The organism is Mycolicibacterium austroafricanum (assembly GCF_902705885.1).
GTDB classification, from domain to species: domain Bacteria; phylum Actinomycetota; class Actinomycetes; order Mycobacteriales; family Mycobacteriaceae; genus Mycobacterium; species Mycobacterium vanbaalenii_A.
This window is the reverse complement of record NZ_CACSIP010000001.1, coordinates 110,947-128,069: the sequence shown is the minus strand read 5'-3', so window position 1 is coordinate 128,069 and position 17,123 is coordinate 110,947. Positions and strand designations below refer to the sequence as shown.

Genomic DNA, 17,123 nt, shown 5'->3' with positions numbered 1-17,123 from the left:
ACAGTCCACGTGCCGTAGAGGGGCGGCGTAGTTGTACACGCGATGCGTCATCGCTTCTGCATTCGCCGAGTACATTGCCGGGGTGGCGATTTGGGGGAAGATCGACGAGGTCGCAGGTCACATCGCCGTCCGACCGTCGTGACCCATCGACGCCGGATCCTTGTTGAACCCACGCACCATCGCCTGCACCGTGTACGACGCGGCGAGCCGGCCATCGCGGGTGTACACCCGGCCATCGCCCTGTACCAGGCCGCGGCCGGACCAGAACGCATGATTGCGGTACAGCAGCCAGTCACCGACATCGGCGTCATCGTGAAAAGCTATGGAGATCTTCATGATCCCCGTGGACAACGTGGAATGCGCGTGCGCTTCGCCGTAACCGCGGTGTGGCAACATCCCGGCAGCGATTGTCCAGTGTGTCGCGGATTGCGCCAACAGGGCAGACTGCAGATCTGGCCGGTGCGGGCTGTCCCGAAATCGCGTCCATACGTCGATCACCGGTGGTGCCACCCGGTCGGGTTCGGGGTCATAGGCGGCGTCGACGACCCGGATCTCACGACCTGGCATCCCGAACCCGCCGAACGGCACTGCTTCCTCGGGGCCCGGAACCTCCGGCATGGGCGCGACGTCGCGGATGGAGTCGGAGGCGCCGGTGTCGGCCAGCAACAGCCCCACCGCGCGCAGGGAGTCATGCTGCACCACACGGACCTCGGTCGTGGAGAACGTGCTGCCGCGGCGGAGTACCTCGACGGACAGTTCGACAGGGGCATCGAACGATGCGGCTTTGGTGAAGATCATCGACGCCGAGGTGATGCGCTGATCGGTCAGCGATTTGGAGGTGGCGACGATCGCTTCGGCGAGCAACTGACCACCCTCGACGACGTTTCGCCGGGTGGGGCCGTGCGCCGGCCCCACGAATCGGCCCGGGCTCAGCTGTTCCACATCGATCAGCCGTAGCAACTCCGCGGAGTCACCCCACAGCGGGAAATCCGACGCGACCGTTGAGCCATCAGGCCAGGTCTCCAGCACCGATGTCCGCGGGATGCCGTACTGAAAGCACACGTGTCCGGCCAGCGGCGCCACCTCAGCCATCGGATGCCGATACGTCCACACGAGGTCACGATCCGTCGATTCGCCTACCGTGCAGTCCCAATAGGACGCCAGCCCCTTGAACGGGCACACCGAGGTGGTCCGCGACGGCGCGAAATGCTGCCACCGGACCGAGTCATCCGGAAAGTACAGCCGATCCACATGATCAGTCTCGGTGACCACCAGGCAGCGGTCGCTGTCGGCGAGCAGAACGTCACCGAGCCAGACCTGGCCGCGGTACCGACTGGGGACGATATCGATGCGGTAGTCCGGAAAGGCGGGCCATGCCGGCTCGATCTGAGACTCCATTGCTCAGTCGCTGGCCGGCAGGGGTTTGGCCTCCTTGAGGTCCAGTGGTGTCTTGCCGATACTCAATGTCCCCTGGCCCGCCTTGCTCACCAGAACCTCGGCGCCGGAGTCGTCGGTATAACGTTTTCCCATCGCGGTGCCGGTGGCGAGTCCAGGGTCGGGGGCGCCGCTGAGTCCGCCGGATCCCACGAGAACCATCGGGGCGCCTCCGCAGCGCAGGTCATCGACGCTGTCCGCACTGCGCACGACGATGACCTGGGTCTGGTCGACCTGGCTCTGTAGCCGGGTGCCGTTCTTGATCATGGTTGATCTCCTTCCTCGTCACGACACAGACAGGTTGTCCGCGAGATCGCGCCACTCACGTGCGCATCGGTCCGGTTGGAGAGACAACGGTGATGTGCTGCAGGCCCACCCCGGGTTGCTCAACGGCCGAGGCGATGGTGCCGGCGAGTACCTCGGCCACGGCCTCGGGTGTCATCCTTGCCTCTTGGACCAGGCCACGGCGCAGCCATTCATGGAGCGCGACGTCGAGAACTTCCGGATCGAAGGCCGATGTGAAATCGGTGGGGACGGTGCCGCCGACCTCGACACAACTGAAGCGGTAGCCGGGGTGTTCGATCCGCCACTGTTGCAGACAGCGTTCCAGCGCGGCCTTGCTCGAGGAGTAGGCACCCAAAGCCGTGTGCGGGTTGGCAACCGAATCCGACGACAGCACCGCCACGATGGCCGACGGCGTCAGGACCGGTAGGTGTGCGCGGATCACTTCGTGCACGCCGATGACGTTGGTTTCGAACACGTCCCGCCAATCCTGGGCTGTGGTGTCGCTGAACATCTTCAGTGGCGCGTAGCCCGACGACACCAGCAGCACATCGACGTTCCCGAGCACCTCCTGCGCGACCCGCCCGATGCGCTGACAGTCCGCCGAAATCCGGACGTCGGCCGATACTGTGGTGGCGCCGACGCAGTCCGTGACCACTTCGGCGAGGCGCTCTTCGCGCCTGGCGGCGAGCACCATCTTGGCGCCCTCCTTCCCAGCGCGAATCGCAAAGGCTCGGCCGATGCCGGCAGAGGCTCCGACGACAACGATGCGCCGACCTGCCAACGAACGCTCAGCCATTGCGGGCTCCCTCCGCGATCACCTTGATCTCGAGGTACTCCTCGAAACCCGCGACGCCCATCTCGCGGCCTATGCCACTTTGCCGGTAGCCGCCGAACGGTACGTCGGCGCCGTAGAAGACTCCGCCGTTGACGTTCACAGTTCCGGTCCGCATGCGGTTGGCAACTGCCCGGGCGCGGTCATGCGAGGTGCTGACGACGGCACCCGACAGCCCGTACCGCGAGTTGTTGGCAATCGCCACCGCGTCGTCGTCTCCGTCATGGGCGATGACGGCGAGCACCGGACCGAAGATCTCCTCCTGGGCTACCGTTGCGTCCGGATGAACGTCGGTCAGCACGGTCGGCTCCACGTAGAAGCCTTTCGGTAGATGGCCGGGGATGCCTCCTCCGGCCGCCACGCTGGCGCCCTCGGCGATGCCGGTTTCGATGTAACCCAGGACGCGCTGGCGCTGTTCCTCGCGAATGAGCGGGCCCATGAGATTCGACGGGTCGGTCGGATCACCGAAGGGCCAACCGTCCAGCGCCGCGGTGAGCGCTTGAACGCCCTCGTCGTACCTCTTGCGCGGCAGTAGCAGTCGCGTCGTATTGGCGCAGCCCTGGCCTGCGTGAGTGGTGGCCGCGAAGGCTGCTGATGTTGCGACCGCGCCGATATCGGCGTCGTCCGGGCCACGAGCGCGGATTTACCGCCGAGCTCGAGGAAAACCTTCTTGATGGTCGCCGAGGCAGCAGCCATGATGCGGCTGCCGGTGGCCGTCGATCCGGTGAAGGAGATCATGTCGACGCGCGGGTCTTCGCAGAGCTGTCGGCCGACCCCGTGAGCCGAGGACGTCACGATGTTGACCACACCAGCCGGAATGTCGGTCTCCTCAGCGATGATCTGACCGAGAAGAGTTGCGCTCCAGGGGGTGTCGGGCGCTGGTTTCAGTACCACGGTGTTGCCGGCCGCCAAGGCGGGAACCATTTTGGCGAGGTTGATCTGCACCGGATAATTCCACGGGGTGATCGCAGCCACTACTCCGGCTGGTTCGCGTCGGATGAAGCGCTGGGTTCTCATGCCGAAAGGTTCGGCAAAGCCGAGATCCTGTTCCCAGGCGTAGTCCTGCACAAGATCTGCCACCCACTGCACACCGGCGAGGGGCGCTTCGATCTGTGGGCCGTAGGTGAGCGTCACCGGACATCCCACCTCGGCCACCACCGAGGAGCGGAGTTGGTCTGCGTGCCCGGCCAAGGCCGCGTGCAGCTGCCGGATGCACGCCACACGACGCCCATGGTCGGTAGACCATTCGGTGTCATCAAACGCGGTCCGTGCTGCCGCGATTGCGGCAGCCATGTCATCTGCACCACCGTCTGCGGTGACACCGATGATTTCCTCGGTGGCCGGGTTGACGTTGTCGAAGGTGCGGCCATCGCGGGCGGGGACCAACTTACCGCCGATCAGCATCCGCTCTTCGCGCCACATGTCTGCCATGAATCTCCTGAACTGGGTACTGGCCTCCAGCCACACTGGAGAACAATAGTACACAATTTGTTCAGTTGGATCACCAGAACAAAGTGGTGGGCGATCAGCGCAGACCGTTGATGGCGAAGGTCTCGACGTAGCGTCGCACTGTGTCGGGCTTGGACATGTCGAAGGTCTGTGCCTCATTGACCGTCGAGAACGAGTAGATGATGCGGGCCAGCCACTCGCTGGCGGCGGTGACGTCGACGGAACCGCCGACCTCGCCGCGCTCCTGGGCGTCCTTGACGTAGGGCATCAGGAACTGGGTCGACCTTCGGACCGCGGTGTCGCCATCGGCGATCATGTGCCGCATCAACTCGCTGTCGTCGGCCATCAGGCGGTTGCGCGTGCGGTGATCGAGCAGGATCGCGGCATGCGTTTCCGCCATGGCGCCCAGCTTCTCCGCCAGCGTCGTCTTCTCGGCCATCGCGTCGGCGACCAGTCGATAGAACTTCTGCGCTCCGAACTCGATGGCAGCGTCGATCAGGACATTGCGATCTTCGAAATAGCGATACACGGTGCCGCGGGAAACATTGGCCATCCGTGCGACGTCCTGCACGCTCGTGCGGTGGATCCCCAGCTGGGTGAAGCACTGGTTGGCCGCCTCCAGGATCTGATCCCGGCGATCGAACTCATCGGTTTCGGTGAGGCCGGACGCGGCCGAGTCGGTCGACATTTCGCTCCTTACCCCCATCGGTAATCACTCAGTTCGAGAAATGTTACGCGACAAATACGCGGTCGGTGTTCTACCGGTGCCGGATGGAGCGTCGGATGGTGGCGCAAAACATGCCAATATGACACCCCTCGTTCATATGCGCACTCCGAGGTGGAGGCGAGGGGCGGCACCGATTCTGATGGAACGCCGCCGCGGGCCGACACGATGGTCGCTGCGGCTAGATGCCGGTCCTGTCGGCCAGCTGCCTGCGGTGATGTCCCGCGCTCCCCAGCAGATGTCCGGACGACTTGGCCCGCTTGTAATAGAGGTGGGCCGGATGTTCCCAGGTGAAGCCGATCCCGCCGTGGATTTGAATGTTGGCGGCAGCCGCGCGTTCGTATGCCTCGGACGCGTACGCCTTGGCGATGGAGGCAGCCGCGGGCAGCGTCTCGTCGTTCTGAGCCGCAGCGCTCAGCGCGTACTGCGCGGCGCCGCGCGCGCATTCGACGTCGAGCAGCATGTCGGCGCACCGGTGCCGGATAGCTTGAAAGGAGCCGATGGGCTTACCGAACTGCCGGCGCACTTTGGCGTACTCCACGGCCATGTCCAGACAGCGCTGGGCGCCACCCACCTGCTCAGCGGACAACGCAGCCGCGGCGTCGTCGAGCGCACGGCGCAGGGTCGGCGCTGCGCCACCGTCCGTGCCCACCAACGTGGCCGGCGTACCCGTGAATTCCAGTCGGGCCTGCCTGCGCGTAGGGTCCAGGGTGGACAGGGTTCGTCGGTTGACCCGCTCGGTCGGATTCTCCACGGTCAGCAGCGACAGTCCGGCGTCGGTTCGGGCCACCACCACGACCATGTCGGCGACATGGCCGTCGAGGACGAAGTTCTTCACCCCGTCGAGAATCCAGCAGTCTCCGCTGCGCTCCGCCCGCATCGTCACCGAGTCGACATCCCAGCTGCCGGCTTCCTCGGTCAATGCCAGCGTGGCGATGGTGCGCCCCGACGCGATTCCGGGAAGCCATCGTTGAGCTGCCGACTCGTCGCCACTGTGCAGAAGCGCACCACCGGCCAACACCACCGATGCCAGGAAGGGGGAGGGCAGTAGGGCGCGGCCCATCTCCTCCATAACAATTCCGAGTTCGACGAGCGAGAAGCCGAGGCCACCGAAGTGTTCAGGAATCGCCAGGCCCTGAAGGGCAAGCTGGTCGGACATCTGTTGCCAGACCGCCGGGTCGTATCCGGAGTCGCCGGCCATGACCTCGCGCACCCGTTCCTCGGTGCACTTCGCGGCGAGAAATGACCGGACGGTGCGGCGCAGATCGTGCTGTTCCTCGGAGAGGGCGAAGCCTTGTGTAATGGACGTCATCGCGGGTGCCCTGGCAGGTCTGCGGTGCGTCCCGTGGGGTCGACCCGCGGCATGGCGGTACCCCGGCGCAGCGTCCGCAGCCACGCGCCGACCGGCGCGGGGGCCGGTACCGGCGCGTCGAGACGTCCGCGGTCGGCATTCCAGAACGTCTCCCATGAGGGAAAGGCATCGTGAAAAGTGCCGCGGTGTGGGTCTGAACCGGGCCATCGCATCTTGTCCGGACCGATCGGGGGATCGGTGATGTCGCTCTGGTACCAGAACAACGGGGTGCGACGCAGGAAAAACCAATGACCGCCGCATCTCTGGTAACTGTCGAGATAGGCGAGAAGCTCTATGAACCAGGCTGTTTCAGTCTCGAGATCGTTTCGGGAGTAGACCAGACCGGAGGCTTCGTCGGCACCGTGGATGTCGATGACATGGCCTAGTACACCGTGGGCGGAGCCCAGCAGTGAATGCCGCATCTCGGTGTCGTACCAGTTACGCAAAGCCTGCCGACCGCGGCGCTTCCCCGGGACACCGACGTCCTCGACGAACAGGTTGACCAGCGAGTCGAGATCCCGCATGTCCAGTGCCACGGTGTACTTGGCCGCCAGTTGACGGATCTCGTCGAGCGCTTCGAGCCTGGCCACGCGTTGCTCCAGGGTCAGATCCGAGGCTTCTGTGGTCACCGCAGCGCCCCGGCAGTGAGCAGGTCGATGAGCCGGGTCTTGTCGATCTTGTTGGTCGTGGTGTAAGGCAGCTTCTCCGTGTCGGGCAGGATGAACCAGTTCTTCGGGACTTTGTATGCCGCCAGCTGCTTTCGGCACGCGGCGACGAGGTCGGTGGCGCTGATCTGGGTTCCTTGGTTGGGTACGACGACGGCGCTGACCACGGCGCCCTTGGCAGGGTCCGGAATCCCCACGACATAGGCGATGCGAACACCGTCGATGCGCGCCAACGCAGCTTCGACCTCGATCGGAGCGACGTTGGCCCCCGACGTCTTGATCATGTCGTCGGTGCGTCCGGCGAAGTAAAGGTGTCCGTCCTCGTCGCGGTAGCCGGAATCTCGGGTGTGATACCAGCCGTCAGCGTCGACGATATCGCTGCGCTGCCTGCCGACGATGCCACGCATCAAAGCCCAGCCGCGGACACAGATCTCGCCGATCTCTCCGTCGGGCACCTCCCTGCCGCAGCCGTCGACGATCTTGTGTTCGTATCCCGGGGCCGACACTCCCAGCGAGCCGCGCTTCGATTCGATGACCTGTTCGTGCGGCGGCCACCAGGTATGTGAGCTGCAGGTCTCGGTCATCCCCAGTTGGGCAACCCGCAGCGAGGGATCGGCGGCGCGGTGCTGAGGCGGCAGCAGCACCTGTTGATAGCCCTCGCGTAGGTTCGACAGATCTCTGGAAGAGAAATCTGGATGGTTGGTCAGCGCCGGGCCGACATGTGGGAAACCTGTGGCATAGGTGGCCCGTTCGACCTCCAGGAGTCGCAGAACGTCACCGGGTTCGAAGCGGTGCTCGGTCAGGATCGCCACGCCGGTCTGCATGGGTCCGAGCAGACCGAATACCAGCCCGCCGACCCAGAAGAAGGCCATCGGGATGTAAACCCGGTCTTCAGTGGTCCATTCGTGCTGGGTGGCGATGAACCGGGAATGGGTGATGGCTGTCTCGTGGGTGTGGATGATGCCTTTGGGATCCGACGTGCTGCCCGACGTGTAGATCACGACGAGGTCGTCGGCCGGTCGCACCGTCGCTTCGCAGGCAGCCAGAAGCGGCTCGTCGATCGGTTCGGGCCAGGAGCTGGGCCAGTGCCGATCGACCTCCCCGAGCGGCAGGATGTTCCGCAGGTGGGGAAGCTGCGGCAGATGCAGCGGACCGGCGGTCTCCTGCAGGCCACCCGCGGCGTCGCCGAGCCGGTCCAGCATGTCCTTGCCCAGCAGCGTGTCCACGGCCAGAACCGTGTGGATGTCTGCGTCCCGCAGCAGCCATGCGAGTTCTCCGGCCTGGAAGAATGTGTTGATGGGAACGGCCACCGCACCGATCCGGGTCACGGCGAGGAAGGCGACGGCGAACTCGGGACCGTTCGGGGCGAGTATGCCGACGCGCACGCCCTTGGTGATGCCGGTGGCGAGCAGCCGACGCGCCATCTCTGCCGACCGGGAGTCGGCCTGCGCGTAAGTGATTCGTTCATCCACTCCGTCGCCACGGGAAGCGACGATGAAGTCGTTGTCGCCGCGCGCGGCAGTAAGTGCGCTCAACACGGCCGGCATCACCGGAGGGTGGGGCAACGGTTCGTAGGTGAACACCCGCGAAGCGGAGGTGTCCGCGGCGCTGCGGGCAACCATCAGTCGACGACCCATCGCGGTTGTCGCTTCTCGGCGAACGCCGCCATGCCCTCGTGGTAGTCCGGGTGGGTCATCTGGTGGTGCAGCACGTACCGGTAGGCGACGTCGTTGGCCGCGTGCAGGCCGACATCCAGGCTCGCCCACATGGCTTTGATGGATGCCTGCACGGTCGCGGGGGACAGTTCTGCGATCGACAACGCGATCTCGCGGGCACGCGCCTGCAGCCGGTTGGCGGGCACGACCTCGTTGATCAAGCCGATCTCGTACCCCCGTTGGGCGCTGATGCGGCCCGCCTTGGTCATCAGCGCGAGTTGCATGACCATCGAAATCGGCATGCGCCGCAACAGCACTGCCGCTTCGAGGGCGAAGACGTTGCCGACCTGCAGATGGGTGTCGATCAACTCGGCGTGCTCTGCGGCGATGATGAGGTCGGAGTCGGCCACCTGGTGCAGGCCGCCGCCGACCGCCATCCCGTTGATTGCGCAGATGACGGGCTTCCAGACGTTGTGGTGCAGGCGCGACCCGGGCACCTTGTTGCGGATGCCGCTCTCTGCCGTCGCCCGGATGTCCTGGCCGGCGCAGAAGGCACGGTCACCGGCCCCGGTGATGATCGCGACCCTGATGTCCGGATCTTCGCGGACCCGAGCCCAACACGCGCCGAGTTCGGAGCGCGCCAGATCGTCGGTGGCGTTCAGGCGTTCTGGACGGTTGATGGTGATGGTCGCGACGTGGTCGCTGACGTCGAACAGGAGTCGCTCTAATTCCACTGATTCCCCTGGCATCGGTGCGCAACGGGTGGGGACCCGCCGGCCGGTGAACACTGTATCAGAAACTGTCTTATCGTACTGTCTTTTTGAGATCACGGCATCCATTGCCCGCCGGAAACCGAAAGCATCTGTCCGGTAATGTGTTTGGCTGCGTTGGAACACAGGAACGCCACCGCCTGCGCGACATCCGATGGTTCTCCGAGTTGACCGGTGAGGGTGCTCTCGCGCATCCGGGCGAGTTCATCGTCGCTCTTGCGGGACAGCAGCCATGGCGTGGTGGTGGTGCCGACGACCACCGTGTTGACCCGCACACCCAGCGGGCCGAGTTGCACCGCCATCAGTCGGCTCAGCCCCTCGACCCCGGCCTTGGCGGCGGCGTAGGCGGGCGGGCCGGTGCGTACGCCGTGTGCAGATACCGAGCTCACATTCACGATCGCGCCGGTCCCGGCATCGACCATCTGTCGAGCGGCGATCTGGGACATGATGAACGTGCCCGTCAGATTCACCGTGACGATACGATCCCAGTCGTCGTCGGTCTGGTCGAGAAAGCTTGAGGGAAGAGTCATTCCGGCGTTGTTGACCAGTGATCTGATCGGACCGAAGCGGGTGGCCAGGCCGGCCATGGCCGCCTCGGCGGCGGCGCGATCGGTGATCGAGAGCTGTTGGGCAACGACCAGTCCGGCCCGCGCAGCCGGACGCTCTGCGGCGCGTGCGACGGCCTTGTCGTTGACGTCGACGATGGCGACCCGATTGCCGCTGTCCACCAGGGCATCGACGATCGCCTCGCCGATTCCGCGGGCTCCTCCGGTGACCACCGCCAGCGGCAGGCTTTCATCCGGCACGTTTACCTCCGTCGCCGCCGCTGTCGGCGCGCTCGATCGCGCTGATAGACGGGCGGAGCAGGGCCAGAGCGTCCGCCATGATCGTCGGCAGATCACCGCCGCACGACATCCAGGTGTCGATCGCGGCGCGGTTTGCGCCGTTGACGAGCGTGGCGGCCAGCCGGGGGCGGAGGTCTGTCGTCTGGTCCGTTTGCAGCCAGCGCGCCACCTCGCCGGCCATCTGATCGATCCATTCCTCGTTGATGCGAAGCATGCTGGCCCGCAGTGCGGGCAGGCTGTGGTAGAGCCGGGCGCGCACGACGAAGATGTCGGGATGGTCGGTGATCGCGGACGCCACGGCCGTCGAGGCTTCGGTCAGCGCCTCCCACAGCGAGTCTGAGCGCGAGGCCCTGAACCGCCGGGTGGCTTCAGCGAGGCGCTCGGCGTATCCGTCGAACAAGATGTCATCCTTGGCGGCGAAATGATGAAAAAACGTCCGCGGCGCCACTCCTGCCGCGGCGGAGATCTGCTCCACCGTGGTCTGTTCGTAGCCGTTGGCGGTGAACAACGCTGTTGCGGCGCTGATCAGGGCCTCTCGGTTGCGTTGGCCGCGGGCCCGCCGTTGGTCCACGTCAGAGCCCAGTCATTGTGGCCGAACCGGAACTGAGTGCCACCACGGAGTCGCCGCCGTTGTCCTGCATGGTGCGAAAACGTACCGTTCCACGCTCATCTCGCCAGATTTCCGTGCACAACTCCGTATCCAGTGCCACCGGTTTGGCGAACCGGCAGCTGATCGACCTCAGGCGGTCCGGGTTCCCGCCGCCGACCTGATTGATCAGCGCCCGCGCGGCGAAGCCGAAGGTGCACAGTCCGTGCAGGAACACGTCGGCGAAGCCGGCACGCTGGGCGGCGGCCGGATCGATGTGCAGCGGGTTGCGGTCACCGGAGAGTCGATAGACCGCTGCCTGCTCGGGGCGGATGACATCGTCGTAGGTGACATCGGGAGGGCCCGGCGGGTCCTCCCGGGCCGCGGGTCCGCGGGTCCCCCCGAACCCGCCCGCGCCCAGCACCATGGTCTGACCCACCGCGGTGAACAATGCTCCACTCGCATCGTGGCCCCGCGTGGTCACTTCGATGGCGGCGTGCTTGCCCTTGTCCCAGACGGCGGTCACAGAACCATCCACGGTGACCTCGCCGTGTGGTGCCAGGGTTTGATGCATCTCCAGGGACTGGGCGGCGTGCACGATGGGATAGGTGCCGAGGTCCAGCAAGGAACGCAGATCGCGGACCGCCCACCAGTTGGCGAGCAGCGCGAAGGTCGGTAGCACCGCCGGGCCCAGATGTTCGGAAACCAGGGCCGTCTCCGCGGGAGGGCGGGCACCGACACCGAGCGCATAGAGGATGACGTCGTTCTCGTTCCACTGAAAGGTGGTGCGCGCGAGAGCCGTACCGACGGTGTTCGCGCTGAGGGTCGCGCTGGTTGTCACCGAACCTCCAGGATCTGCATATGAACATATTGACGATATATGTTCTATCGTGCAATATATTGGCAGTAACTGCAAGTAACTTGCCGCAGATGCCCCCGAACAGAGAGGAACCGACATGAAGTTCGGTGTGTTCATCCTCGGTGACAAACCGAATCACCTGACCCACCGGCAGGTCTTCGACAACGTGCTGGAAGAAGTGCGATGGGCCGAAGAGCTCGGATACGACGAAGTGTGGCTGGCCGAGCACCACTTCTCGCCCTATGGCACGCTGGCGGATCTCCCTCTCGTCGCCGCCGCGATCGCCGCGCAGACCGACCGTATTCGAATCGGCACGGCATGCATGGTGGCGCCGTTCCACGACCCGATCCAGCTCGCGGAACGCATCGCGATGGTCGACAACCTCAGTGGCGGCCGATTCGACGCCGGTTTCGGCCGCGGCTACCAGGCACACGAGTTCAAGGGCTTCGGCATCCCGATGGACGAAGCCACCGGTCGCTACCAGGAATGCCTCGAGATCGTCGATGGACTGTTGACCCAGGAGAGCTTCAGCTACGAGGGCAAATACTGGCAGCTCGAGGATGTGACGATCCATCCGCGGCCGGTCCAGAAGCCAATCCCGTTGTGGGGCACGGTGATGAAGACGCCGTCGAGCTTTGAATGGCTGGCAGACAAGGGATTCGGCGCGATCATCGGTAATCCATACCAGGTCGACCCGGATCTTCAAGGTGCGCTCGACATCTATCTGGAAACGCAGGCGAGAAGGGGAAAGACCGCCGAGACAGGCAATGTCTGGGCTCTTCTCAACGCGTTCTGCGACAACGACGATGCTTTCGCCCGTAGTTATCCCCGGGAGAGTGTCGAGTTGTCGATCCAAACACACCGTCAGTACTCGAACCCGTTCGAGCGTGGCGGTGAGATTCCGGCCGACTACAAGGCCTATTCCGACTGGTTCGACAAGCACGACAAGCAAAGCTATGAGCAGGTGCTGAATTCGCACCTGACACTGATGGGCGATCCGGATCGCATCATCGACAAGATGGAGACCGTTATCGGTATGGGATGGCGCAACATCATGCTGCGGATGTCCCGCGGCGGTGCGATGGATCGCGAAAAGGTCCACGAGTCGATGAAGCTGTTCGCCAAAGAGGTCATTCCGGCGGCGACCGAACTCGCGGGGGCGCCGGCTTGAGTCAGCCCCTTGCGGATCGGATCCAGACGGTCCTCGCTCTCGATCCGCAGGCACCTGCCATCGAATTCCAGGGTCGCTGGACGACCTGGGGTGAATTGGGCGGCATCGCGGCCGGTGTCCGCGAGCTGTTGTCGGTCGGCGGGCTCGGGCAGGGGGCGCCGGTCGGCGTGGTCCTGCGAAATCACCCAGCGCTGGTCGGGGCGCTGCTCGGGGTGCTGTCAGCCGGCGAGTGCATCGTGACCGTCAATGCCGCTCACGGCGACGCGGGCCTGACCGCCGACATCGCGGGTCTGGATGTGCCCGCGGTGGTTGCGCTGGGCACTGATTGGGCCCGCAGTGGCGTACCCGAGGCGGCGCGCGGCGCGCTGGGCCTGCAGGTCGGACTGGATCCGGCCGGGGTCAGCCGGCATCCCGAGTTGCCGCGACCCGGGCCCGGTCCGTTCCGCGCCGAGCCGCCCGGAATCGCCGTGGAAATGCTGACCAGTGGGACCACCGGACCGCCGAAACGGATTCCGTTGTCCTATCGCTCGTTTGAGCACGCCATGGCTGCAGCGGGGGAGCACTACGCCAGTGGGGGCGGCGAAGCTCAGACGCCACGACTGCGCTCCGGGGTGGCGATCGTCAGCTCACCGCTGGTGCACATGTCGGGACTGTTCCGCACCCTGCTCAACATCCTGGAGGGCCGGCGGATCGCGTTGCTCGAACGGTTCCGGGTGCCCGACTTCGTGGACGCCGTGGTCCGACACCGACCGCGGGCGGTGAGCCTGGTGCCCTCCGCGCTGGCCATGGTCCTGGACGCCGACGTGACCCCGGACGTGTTCGACAGCGTGCAGGTGGTCACATCGGGAACAGCGCACCTGCCGGTAGCGGTCCAGGAGAAGTTCCAAGACCGCTACGGTGTGGCTGTGCTGCCGTCATACGGTGCCACGGAGTTCTCCGGGGGCGTGGCGGGGTGGAGCCTCGCGTTGCATCGTGAATGGTCGAAGGCCAAGCGCGGCAGCGTAGGTCGCCCCCAGCGTGGCCGCGAGGTACGGGTGGTGTCGCCGGATGACGGCGAGGAGCTCCCGGCTGGACTGCAGGGCCGGATCGAGGTCAGAACGCGCGGCGAAGACTGGGTGAGCACCACCGACCTCGGGCGGGTGGACGGCGACGGCTTCGTCTTCATCGACGGTCGCACCGACGATGTGATCGTGCGCGGTGGGTTCAAGGTGACACCTTCCGACATCGTACACGTGCTGCGAGAACATCCCGCTGTGCGTGATGCCGGCGTTACCGGGATACCCGACCAGCGTCTCGGGGCGGTTCCCGTCGCGGTGGTGGAGTTGCACGACGGTGCCGACGCCGAGCCCGACGAGCTCCTGGCCTTCGTGCGTGAGCGGGTCAGCCGCTATCAGGTGCCCGCACGCCTGATGGTCGTTGATCAACTCCCGCGTACCCCGTCGCTGAAGATCAGCCAACCAGCAATACGGGAACTATTCGACAAGGTGGACAGTTGACCCCGATCCGAGGTGCGGCGGCCATCGTCGGCGTCGCTGATGAGGTGTCACCTACCGGCGTCATCGACATGCCGCTGCGTGAACTGGAGGCCCGCGTCATCGCCGACGCACTGGCGGACGCCGGGCTGTCCCTCGACGACGTCGACGGTCTGTGCACGTGCACCGGCGGCACGTTGATGCACTCGGTCGAACTCGCCGAGTACCTGGGCATCACACCGCGGTTCACCGACGCCACCCAAGTCGGCGGAGCCAGTTACGGTCTCTACATCGAACATGCGGCGGCGGCCATCGCCGCCGGGATGGCCGAGACGGTCGTGATCGTCTACGCTTCGACGCCGCGCGCGGCGCGCAAGCGTGGCGAGAAGGGCCTGGGGGTCTTCGCCACTCCCGAACGTCTGGAGTGGGAGACGCCGTTCGGCGTGATGCTGCCGATCAGCGCCTACGCGCTGGCGGCTAACAGGCACATGTCGATGTACGGGACCACGGCTGAACAACTCGCCGCGATCGCCGTGGACACCCGCAAGTGGGCCTCGCTCAACCCGCGGGCGCACCTGCAGGACCCGATCACGGTAGACACCGTGCTCGCTTCCGGGTATCTCGCCGAGCCGGTGCACAAACTGGAGTGCTGCCTGGTCACCGACGGCGCCGCCGCCGTCGTTGTCACCAGCGCCGAGCGTGCCCGCACACTGGCCCGCCCATCGGCCTATGTCTTGGGCGCTGCGTCCGCAGCCTCGCACGCGATGATCTCGCAGATGCCCGATCTCACCGTCACCCCCGGAGCGGTATCCGGACCGTCGGCATTCGCGACCGCCGGACTCACTCCCGACGACATCGACGTCGTGCAACTCTACGACTCCTTCACCATCACGGTGTTGCTCGCGTTGGAGGACTTGGGGTTCTGCGGCAAGGGCGAAGGGGGGCCGTTCGTCGGCGAGAGCGTCCTGGCGCCCGGCGGCCGGCTGCCCGGTCAGACGACCGGCGGGGGACTGGCCTACACCCACCCGGGCGCGTTCGGCGCCTTCCTGTTGGTCGAGGCGACCCGGCAATTGCGGGGCGAATGCGGCGAACGCCAAGTCGCCGATGCGCAGACGGCATTGGCACACGGCACCGGCGGGGTGTTGTCGGCGACGTCGACGGTCATCTTGGGAACGGAGGCGACCCTGTGACGGATGTCAGCGATCCGATCCCGGTTCCTGCGCCGAGTGCGGCGTCGGCACCCTTCTGGGACAGCACCCGCAGCCGGGTGTTGTCGATGCAGAGGTGCGCCGCCTGCCGGCTGCTGGTCTGGTACCCCCGTCACCTCTGCAGGTACTGCGGTGCTACAGATCTGGTCTGGGAGCAGCTGTCGGGGCGTGGCGTTGTCTACGCGGTGAGCGTGCACCACCGTCCGGCTCTGCCCGCGTTGGCCGACAAGGTCCCGTACTCGGTCGTACTGATCGACCTCGATGAGGGGGCTCGGGTGATGTCTACGGTTTTCGGCCCGCCCCCGGCAGTGGGCGACGCGGTCACGGTCTCGTGGCTGCCCCTCGACGACGGACGCCACCTGCCGATCTTCGAACCCCGCTGAGGTACCGGAGATGACCGTTTCGCAGAGTCACCGTGAGGACCTGGTGTTGCGCCACGTCAAGGCGGAGAACGGCCGGGATCTGGATGCGATCATGGCGACGTTCAGCTACCCCCGCTACGAGATCGTCCCGACCGCGGCCGTGTACGACGGGGACAGTGAAGTGCGTGCCATGATCCTGGCGCAGTGGGAGCAGCTACCACAGCTGCGCTTTGACGCCGTCGCGTTGTACCACGGCAGTCAGGGGTTGGTCGTCGAGACTCGGACCACATGCCAGGGGACCCCGATCGACATGCTCAGCGTCAATGTGTTCGTCTTCGACGACGACAGGCTCATCCTCGAGCGGTGCTATTTCGACCGGATGTTATTTGCCGCCGAACTCGGCAAGGCATCTCCTTGAACGATTGAACACAATTCGTCATATTGTAGAATCGTCCGTCAATCGGCAAGGGAGTTCGAATGGCCACCGAGTTAGGCACCGAGACGTCGTCGTCGACCCGTGCTCGCGCGCTGGCGCTCTATCGACTGATGAGCAAGATCCACCATGGCGACAAGCGGGTTCGCAAAGGCCTGTCCTCAGGTGAGATTGCGATGAGTTACTGGCCGGTGGACGGGCAGGAAGCGATGTCGGCCGGTGCGGCGCTTGCGCTTTCCGACGCCGATCAGCTCGTGACGACCTACCGTGGCCTCGGCGACGTGCTGGCGAAGGGGGTCGACCTGCCCGGATATTTCGGGGAGATACTCGGGCGCAGTTCGGGGTTGTCGAAGGGCAAGGCCGGGGCGATGGGAATCTACGATCCCGCGCACGGCATCGCGTGGACGACCGGGATCGTCGGAGCGGGCCCGCTGATCGCCAACGGCATCGCACTTGCCGCCGCGCGGCGGAAAACGGGGCAGGTGGTCCTGGTCAGCTTCGGCGACGGAGCGACGAGCATCGGGTATGTGCACGAGGCGATGAACATGGCCGCACTCTGGGCGCTGCCGGTGGTGTTCTTCTGTCAGAACAACGCGTGGGCGGAGTGCACCTCCTACGATCGCTACACCCGGACAGCGCAGCTCTCGGACCGCGCAGCCGGCTACGGCATGCCGGGAGCCACCGTTGACGGGACCGACCCGCACGCCGTCTACGAGGCGGTGTCGGCCGCTGTCGGCCGGGCCAGGGCCGGCGACGGTCCTTCGTTCGTCGAGGCGACGGCCTACCGATTGCAGGGGCACTACTTCGGTGACGCGATGGCCTACGCCGACCCGGACGAACTGGCCGCCAAACGGGGCGATCCGCCCTTCGCCCGCTACCGGGCCGGCCTCCTCGCAGCCGAGGTGGCCAGCGCAACCGAACTCGACGGAATGGACGCCGAGATCAGCGCCGAGATCGACGCCGCGTTCACTTCTGCCGTGGAGTCGGCTCCGCCGGAACCCGCGGAACTGAAGCGGGATGTC

The 17,123-nt window shown here is 65.6% G+C and carries 16 protein-coding genes and 2 pseudogenes; 6 read left to right on the top strand and 12 right to left on the bottom strand.

Translation table 11 applies throughout. The annotated features are described in order from the left end of the window. Positions 1-117: 117 nt before the first annotated feature. From BEMPMBAN_RS00690 to BEMPMBAN_RS00635, 12 genes and pseudogenes are all read right to left on the bottom strand, one after another. Positions 118-1,398 (bottom strand): DUF427 domain-containing protein, encoded by a 1,281-nt coding sequence (locus BEMPMBAN_RS00690; protein WP_159228504.1) that lies wholly within the window; start codon positions 1,396-1,398, stop codon positions 118-120. Between the two features lie 3 nt (positions 1,399-1,401). Further along, the gene (locus BEMPMBAN_RS00685; RefSeq protein ID WP_159228503.1) at positions 1,402-1,701 is read right to left on the bottom strand and encodes a hypothetical protein; all 300 of its coding nucleotides are present in this window, start codon (positions 1,699-1,701) and stop codon (positions 1,402-1,404) included. 55 nt (positions 1,702-1,756) lie between these two features. Beyond that, positions 1,757-2,515, bottom strand: coding sequence for an SDR family oxidoreductase (locus BEMPMBAN_RS00680; RefSeq protein WP_159228502.1), 759 nt, complete (start codon positions 2,513-2,515; stop codon positions 1,757-1,759). Next, positions 2,508-3,982 (bottom strand): annotated as a pseudogene (locus BEMPMBAN_RS00675) (aldehyde dehydrogenase). The gene BEMPMBAN_RS00680 and the pseudogene BEMPMBAN_RS00675 overlap by 8 nt, the downstream one beginning before the upstream one ends. Positions 3,983-4,076: 94 nt before the next feature. After that, positions 4,077-4,688, bottom strand: a complete 612-nt coding sequence (locus BEMPMBAN_RS00670) for a TetR/AcrR family transcriptional regulator (RefSeq protein WP_159228501.1) — start codon at positions 4,686-4,688, stop codon at positions 4,077-4,079. Between the two features lie 217 nt (positions 4,689-4,905). Next, positions 4,906-6,036 carry an acyl-CoA dehydrogenase family protein gene (locus tag BEMPMBAN_RS00665; protein ID WP_159228500.1) on the bottom strand — a complete coding sequence of 377 codons (1,131 nt, stop codon included), beginning with the start codon at positions 6,034-6,036 and terminating at the stop codon, positions 4,906-4,908. After that, complete coding sequence (locus BEMPMBAN_RS00660; protein WP_159228499.1) at positions 6,033-6,704, bottom strand: nuclear transport factor 2 family protein; 672 nt, start codon at positions 6,702-6,704, stop codon at positions 6,033-6,035. The genes BEMPMBAN_RS00665 and BEMPMBAN_RS00660 overlap by 4 nt, the downstream gene beginning before the upstream one ends. Continuing rightward, complete coding sequence (locus tag BEMPMBAN_RS00655; RefSeq protein ID WP_159228498.1) at positions 6,701-8,377, bottom strand: class I adenylate-forming enzyme family protein; 1,677 nt, start codon at positions 8,375-8,377, stop codon at positions 6,701-6,703. Before BEMPMBAN_RS00655 ends, BEMPMBAN_RS00660 begins: the two co-directional genes overlap by 4 nt. Beyond that, positions 8,362-9,129 (bottom strand): enoyl-CoA hydratase/isomerase family protein, encoded by a 768-nt coding sequence (locus BEMPMBAN_RS00650; protein WP_159228497.1) that lies wholly within the window; start codon positions 9,127-9,129, stop codon positions 8,362-8,364. Before BEMPMBAN_RS00650 ends, BEMPMBAN_RS00655 begins: the two co-directional genes overlap by 16 nt. A gap of 92 nt (positions 9,130-9,221) precedes the next feature. Next, complete coding sequence (locus BEMPMBAN_RS00645; protein WP_159228496.1) at positions 9,222-9,971, bottom strand: SDR family NAD(P)-dependent oxidoreductase; 750 nt, start codon at positions 9,969-9,971, stop codon at positions 9,222-9,224. After that, positions 9,961-10,581 (bottom strand): TetR/AcrR family transcriptional regulator, encoded by a 621-nt coding sequence (locus BEMPMBAN_RS00640; RefSeq protein ID WP_159228495.1) that lies wholly within the window; start codon positions 10,579-10,581, stop codon positions 9,961-9,963. The genes BEMPMBAN_RS00645 and BEMPMBAN_RS00640 overlap by 11 nt, the downstream gene beginning before the upstream one ends. A 1-nt stretch (position 10,582) precedes the next feature. After that, complete coding sequence (locus tag BEMPMBAN_RS00635) at positions 10,583-11,437, bottom strand: MaoC/PaaZ C-terminal domain-containing protein (protein ID WP_159228494.1); 855 nt, start codon at positions 11,435-11,437, stop codon at positions 10,583-10,585. Between the two features lie 115 nt (positions 11,438-11,552). Between BEMPMBAN_RS00635 and BEMPMBAN_RS00630 the strand changes: the two genes are divergently transcribed. The 6 genes and pseudogenes from BEMPMBAN_RS00630 to BEMPMBAN_RS33070 form a co-directional block, all read left to right on the top strand. Beyond that, a complete protein-coding gene (locus BEMPMBAN_RS00630) occupies positions 11,553-12,626 on the top strand; it encodes an LLM class flavin-dependent oxidoreductase (protein ID WP_159228493.1) in 1,074 nt (357 codons plus the stop codon). Beyond that, positions 12,623-14,122, top strand: a complete 1,500-nt coding sequence (locus tag BEMPMBAN_RS00625; RefSeq protein ID WP_159228492.1) for a class I adenylate-forming enzyme family protein — start codon at positions 12,623-12,625, stop codon at positions 14,120-14,122. The genes BEMPMBAN_RS00630 and BEMPMBAN_RS00625 overlap by 4 nt, the downstream gene beginning before the upstream one ends. Beyond that, entirely contained in the window at positions 14,119-15,288 is a 1,170-nt protein-coding gene (locus BEMPMBAN_RS00620; protein ID WP_159228491.1) for an acetyl-CoA acetyltransferase, read from the top strand. The genes BEMPMBAN_RS00625 and BEMPMBAN_RS00620 overlap by 4 nt, the downstream gene beginning before the upstream one ends. Next, entirely contained in the window at positions 15,285-15,689 is a 405-nt protein-coding gene (locus BEMPMBAN_RS00615; protein ID WP_234897245.1) for a Zn-ribbon domain-containing OB-fold protein, read from the top strand. Before BEMPMBAN_RS00620 ends, BEMPMBAN_RS00615 begins: the two co-directional genes overlap by 4 nt. A gap of 10 nt (positions 15,690-15,699) precedes the next feature. Continuing rightward, positions 15,700-16,086 carry a nuclear transport factor 2 family protein gene (locus BEMPMBAN_RS00610; RefSeq protein ID WP_159228489.1) on the top strand — a complete coding sequence of 129 codons (387 nt, stop codon included), beginning with the start codon at positions 15,700-15,702 and terminating at the stop codon, positions 16,084-16,086. Between the two features lie 59 nt (positions 16,087-16,145). Then, positions 16,146-17,090, top strand: a pseudogene (locus BEMPMBAN_RS33070) (thiamine pyrophosphate-dependent dehydrogenase E1 component subunit alpha); the annotation flags it as partial. Positions 17,091-17,123: the final 33 nt, after the last annotated feature.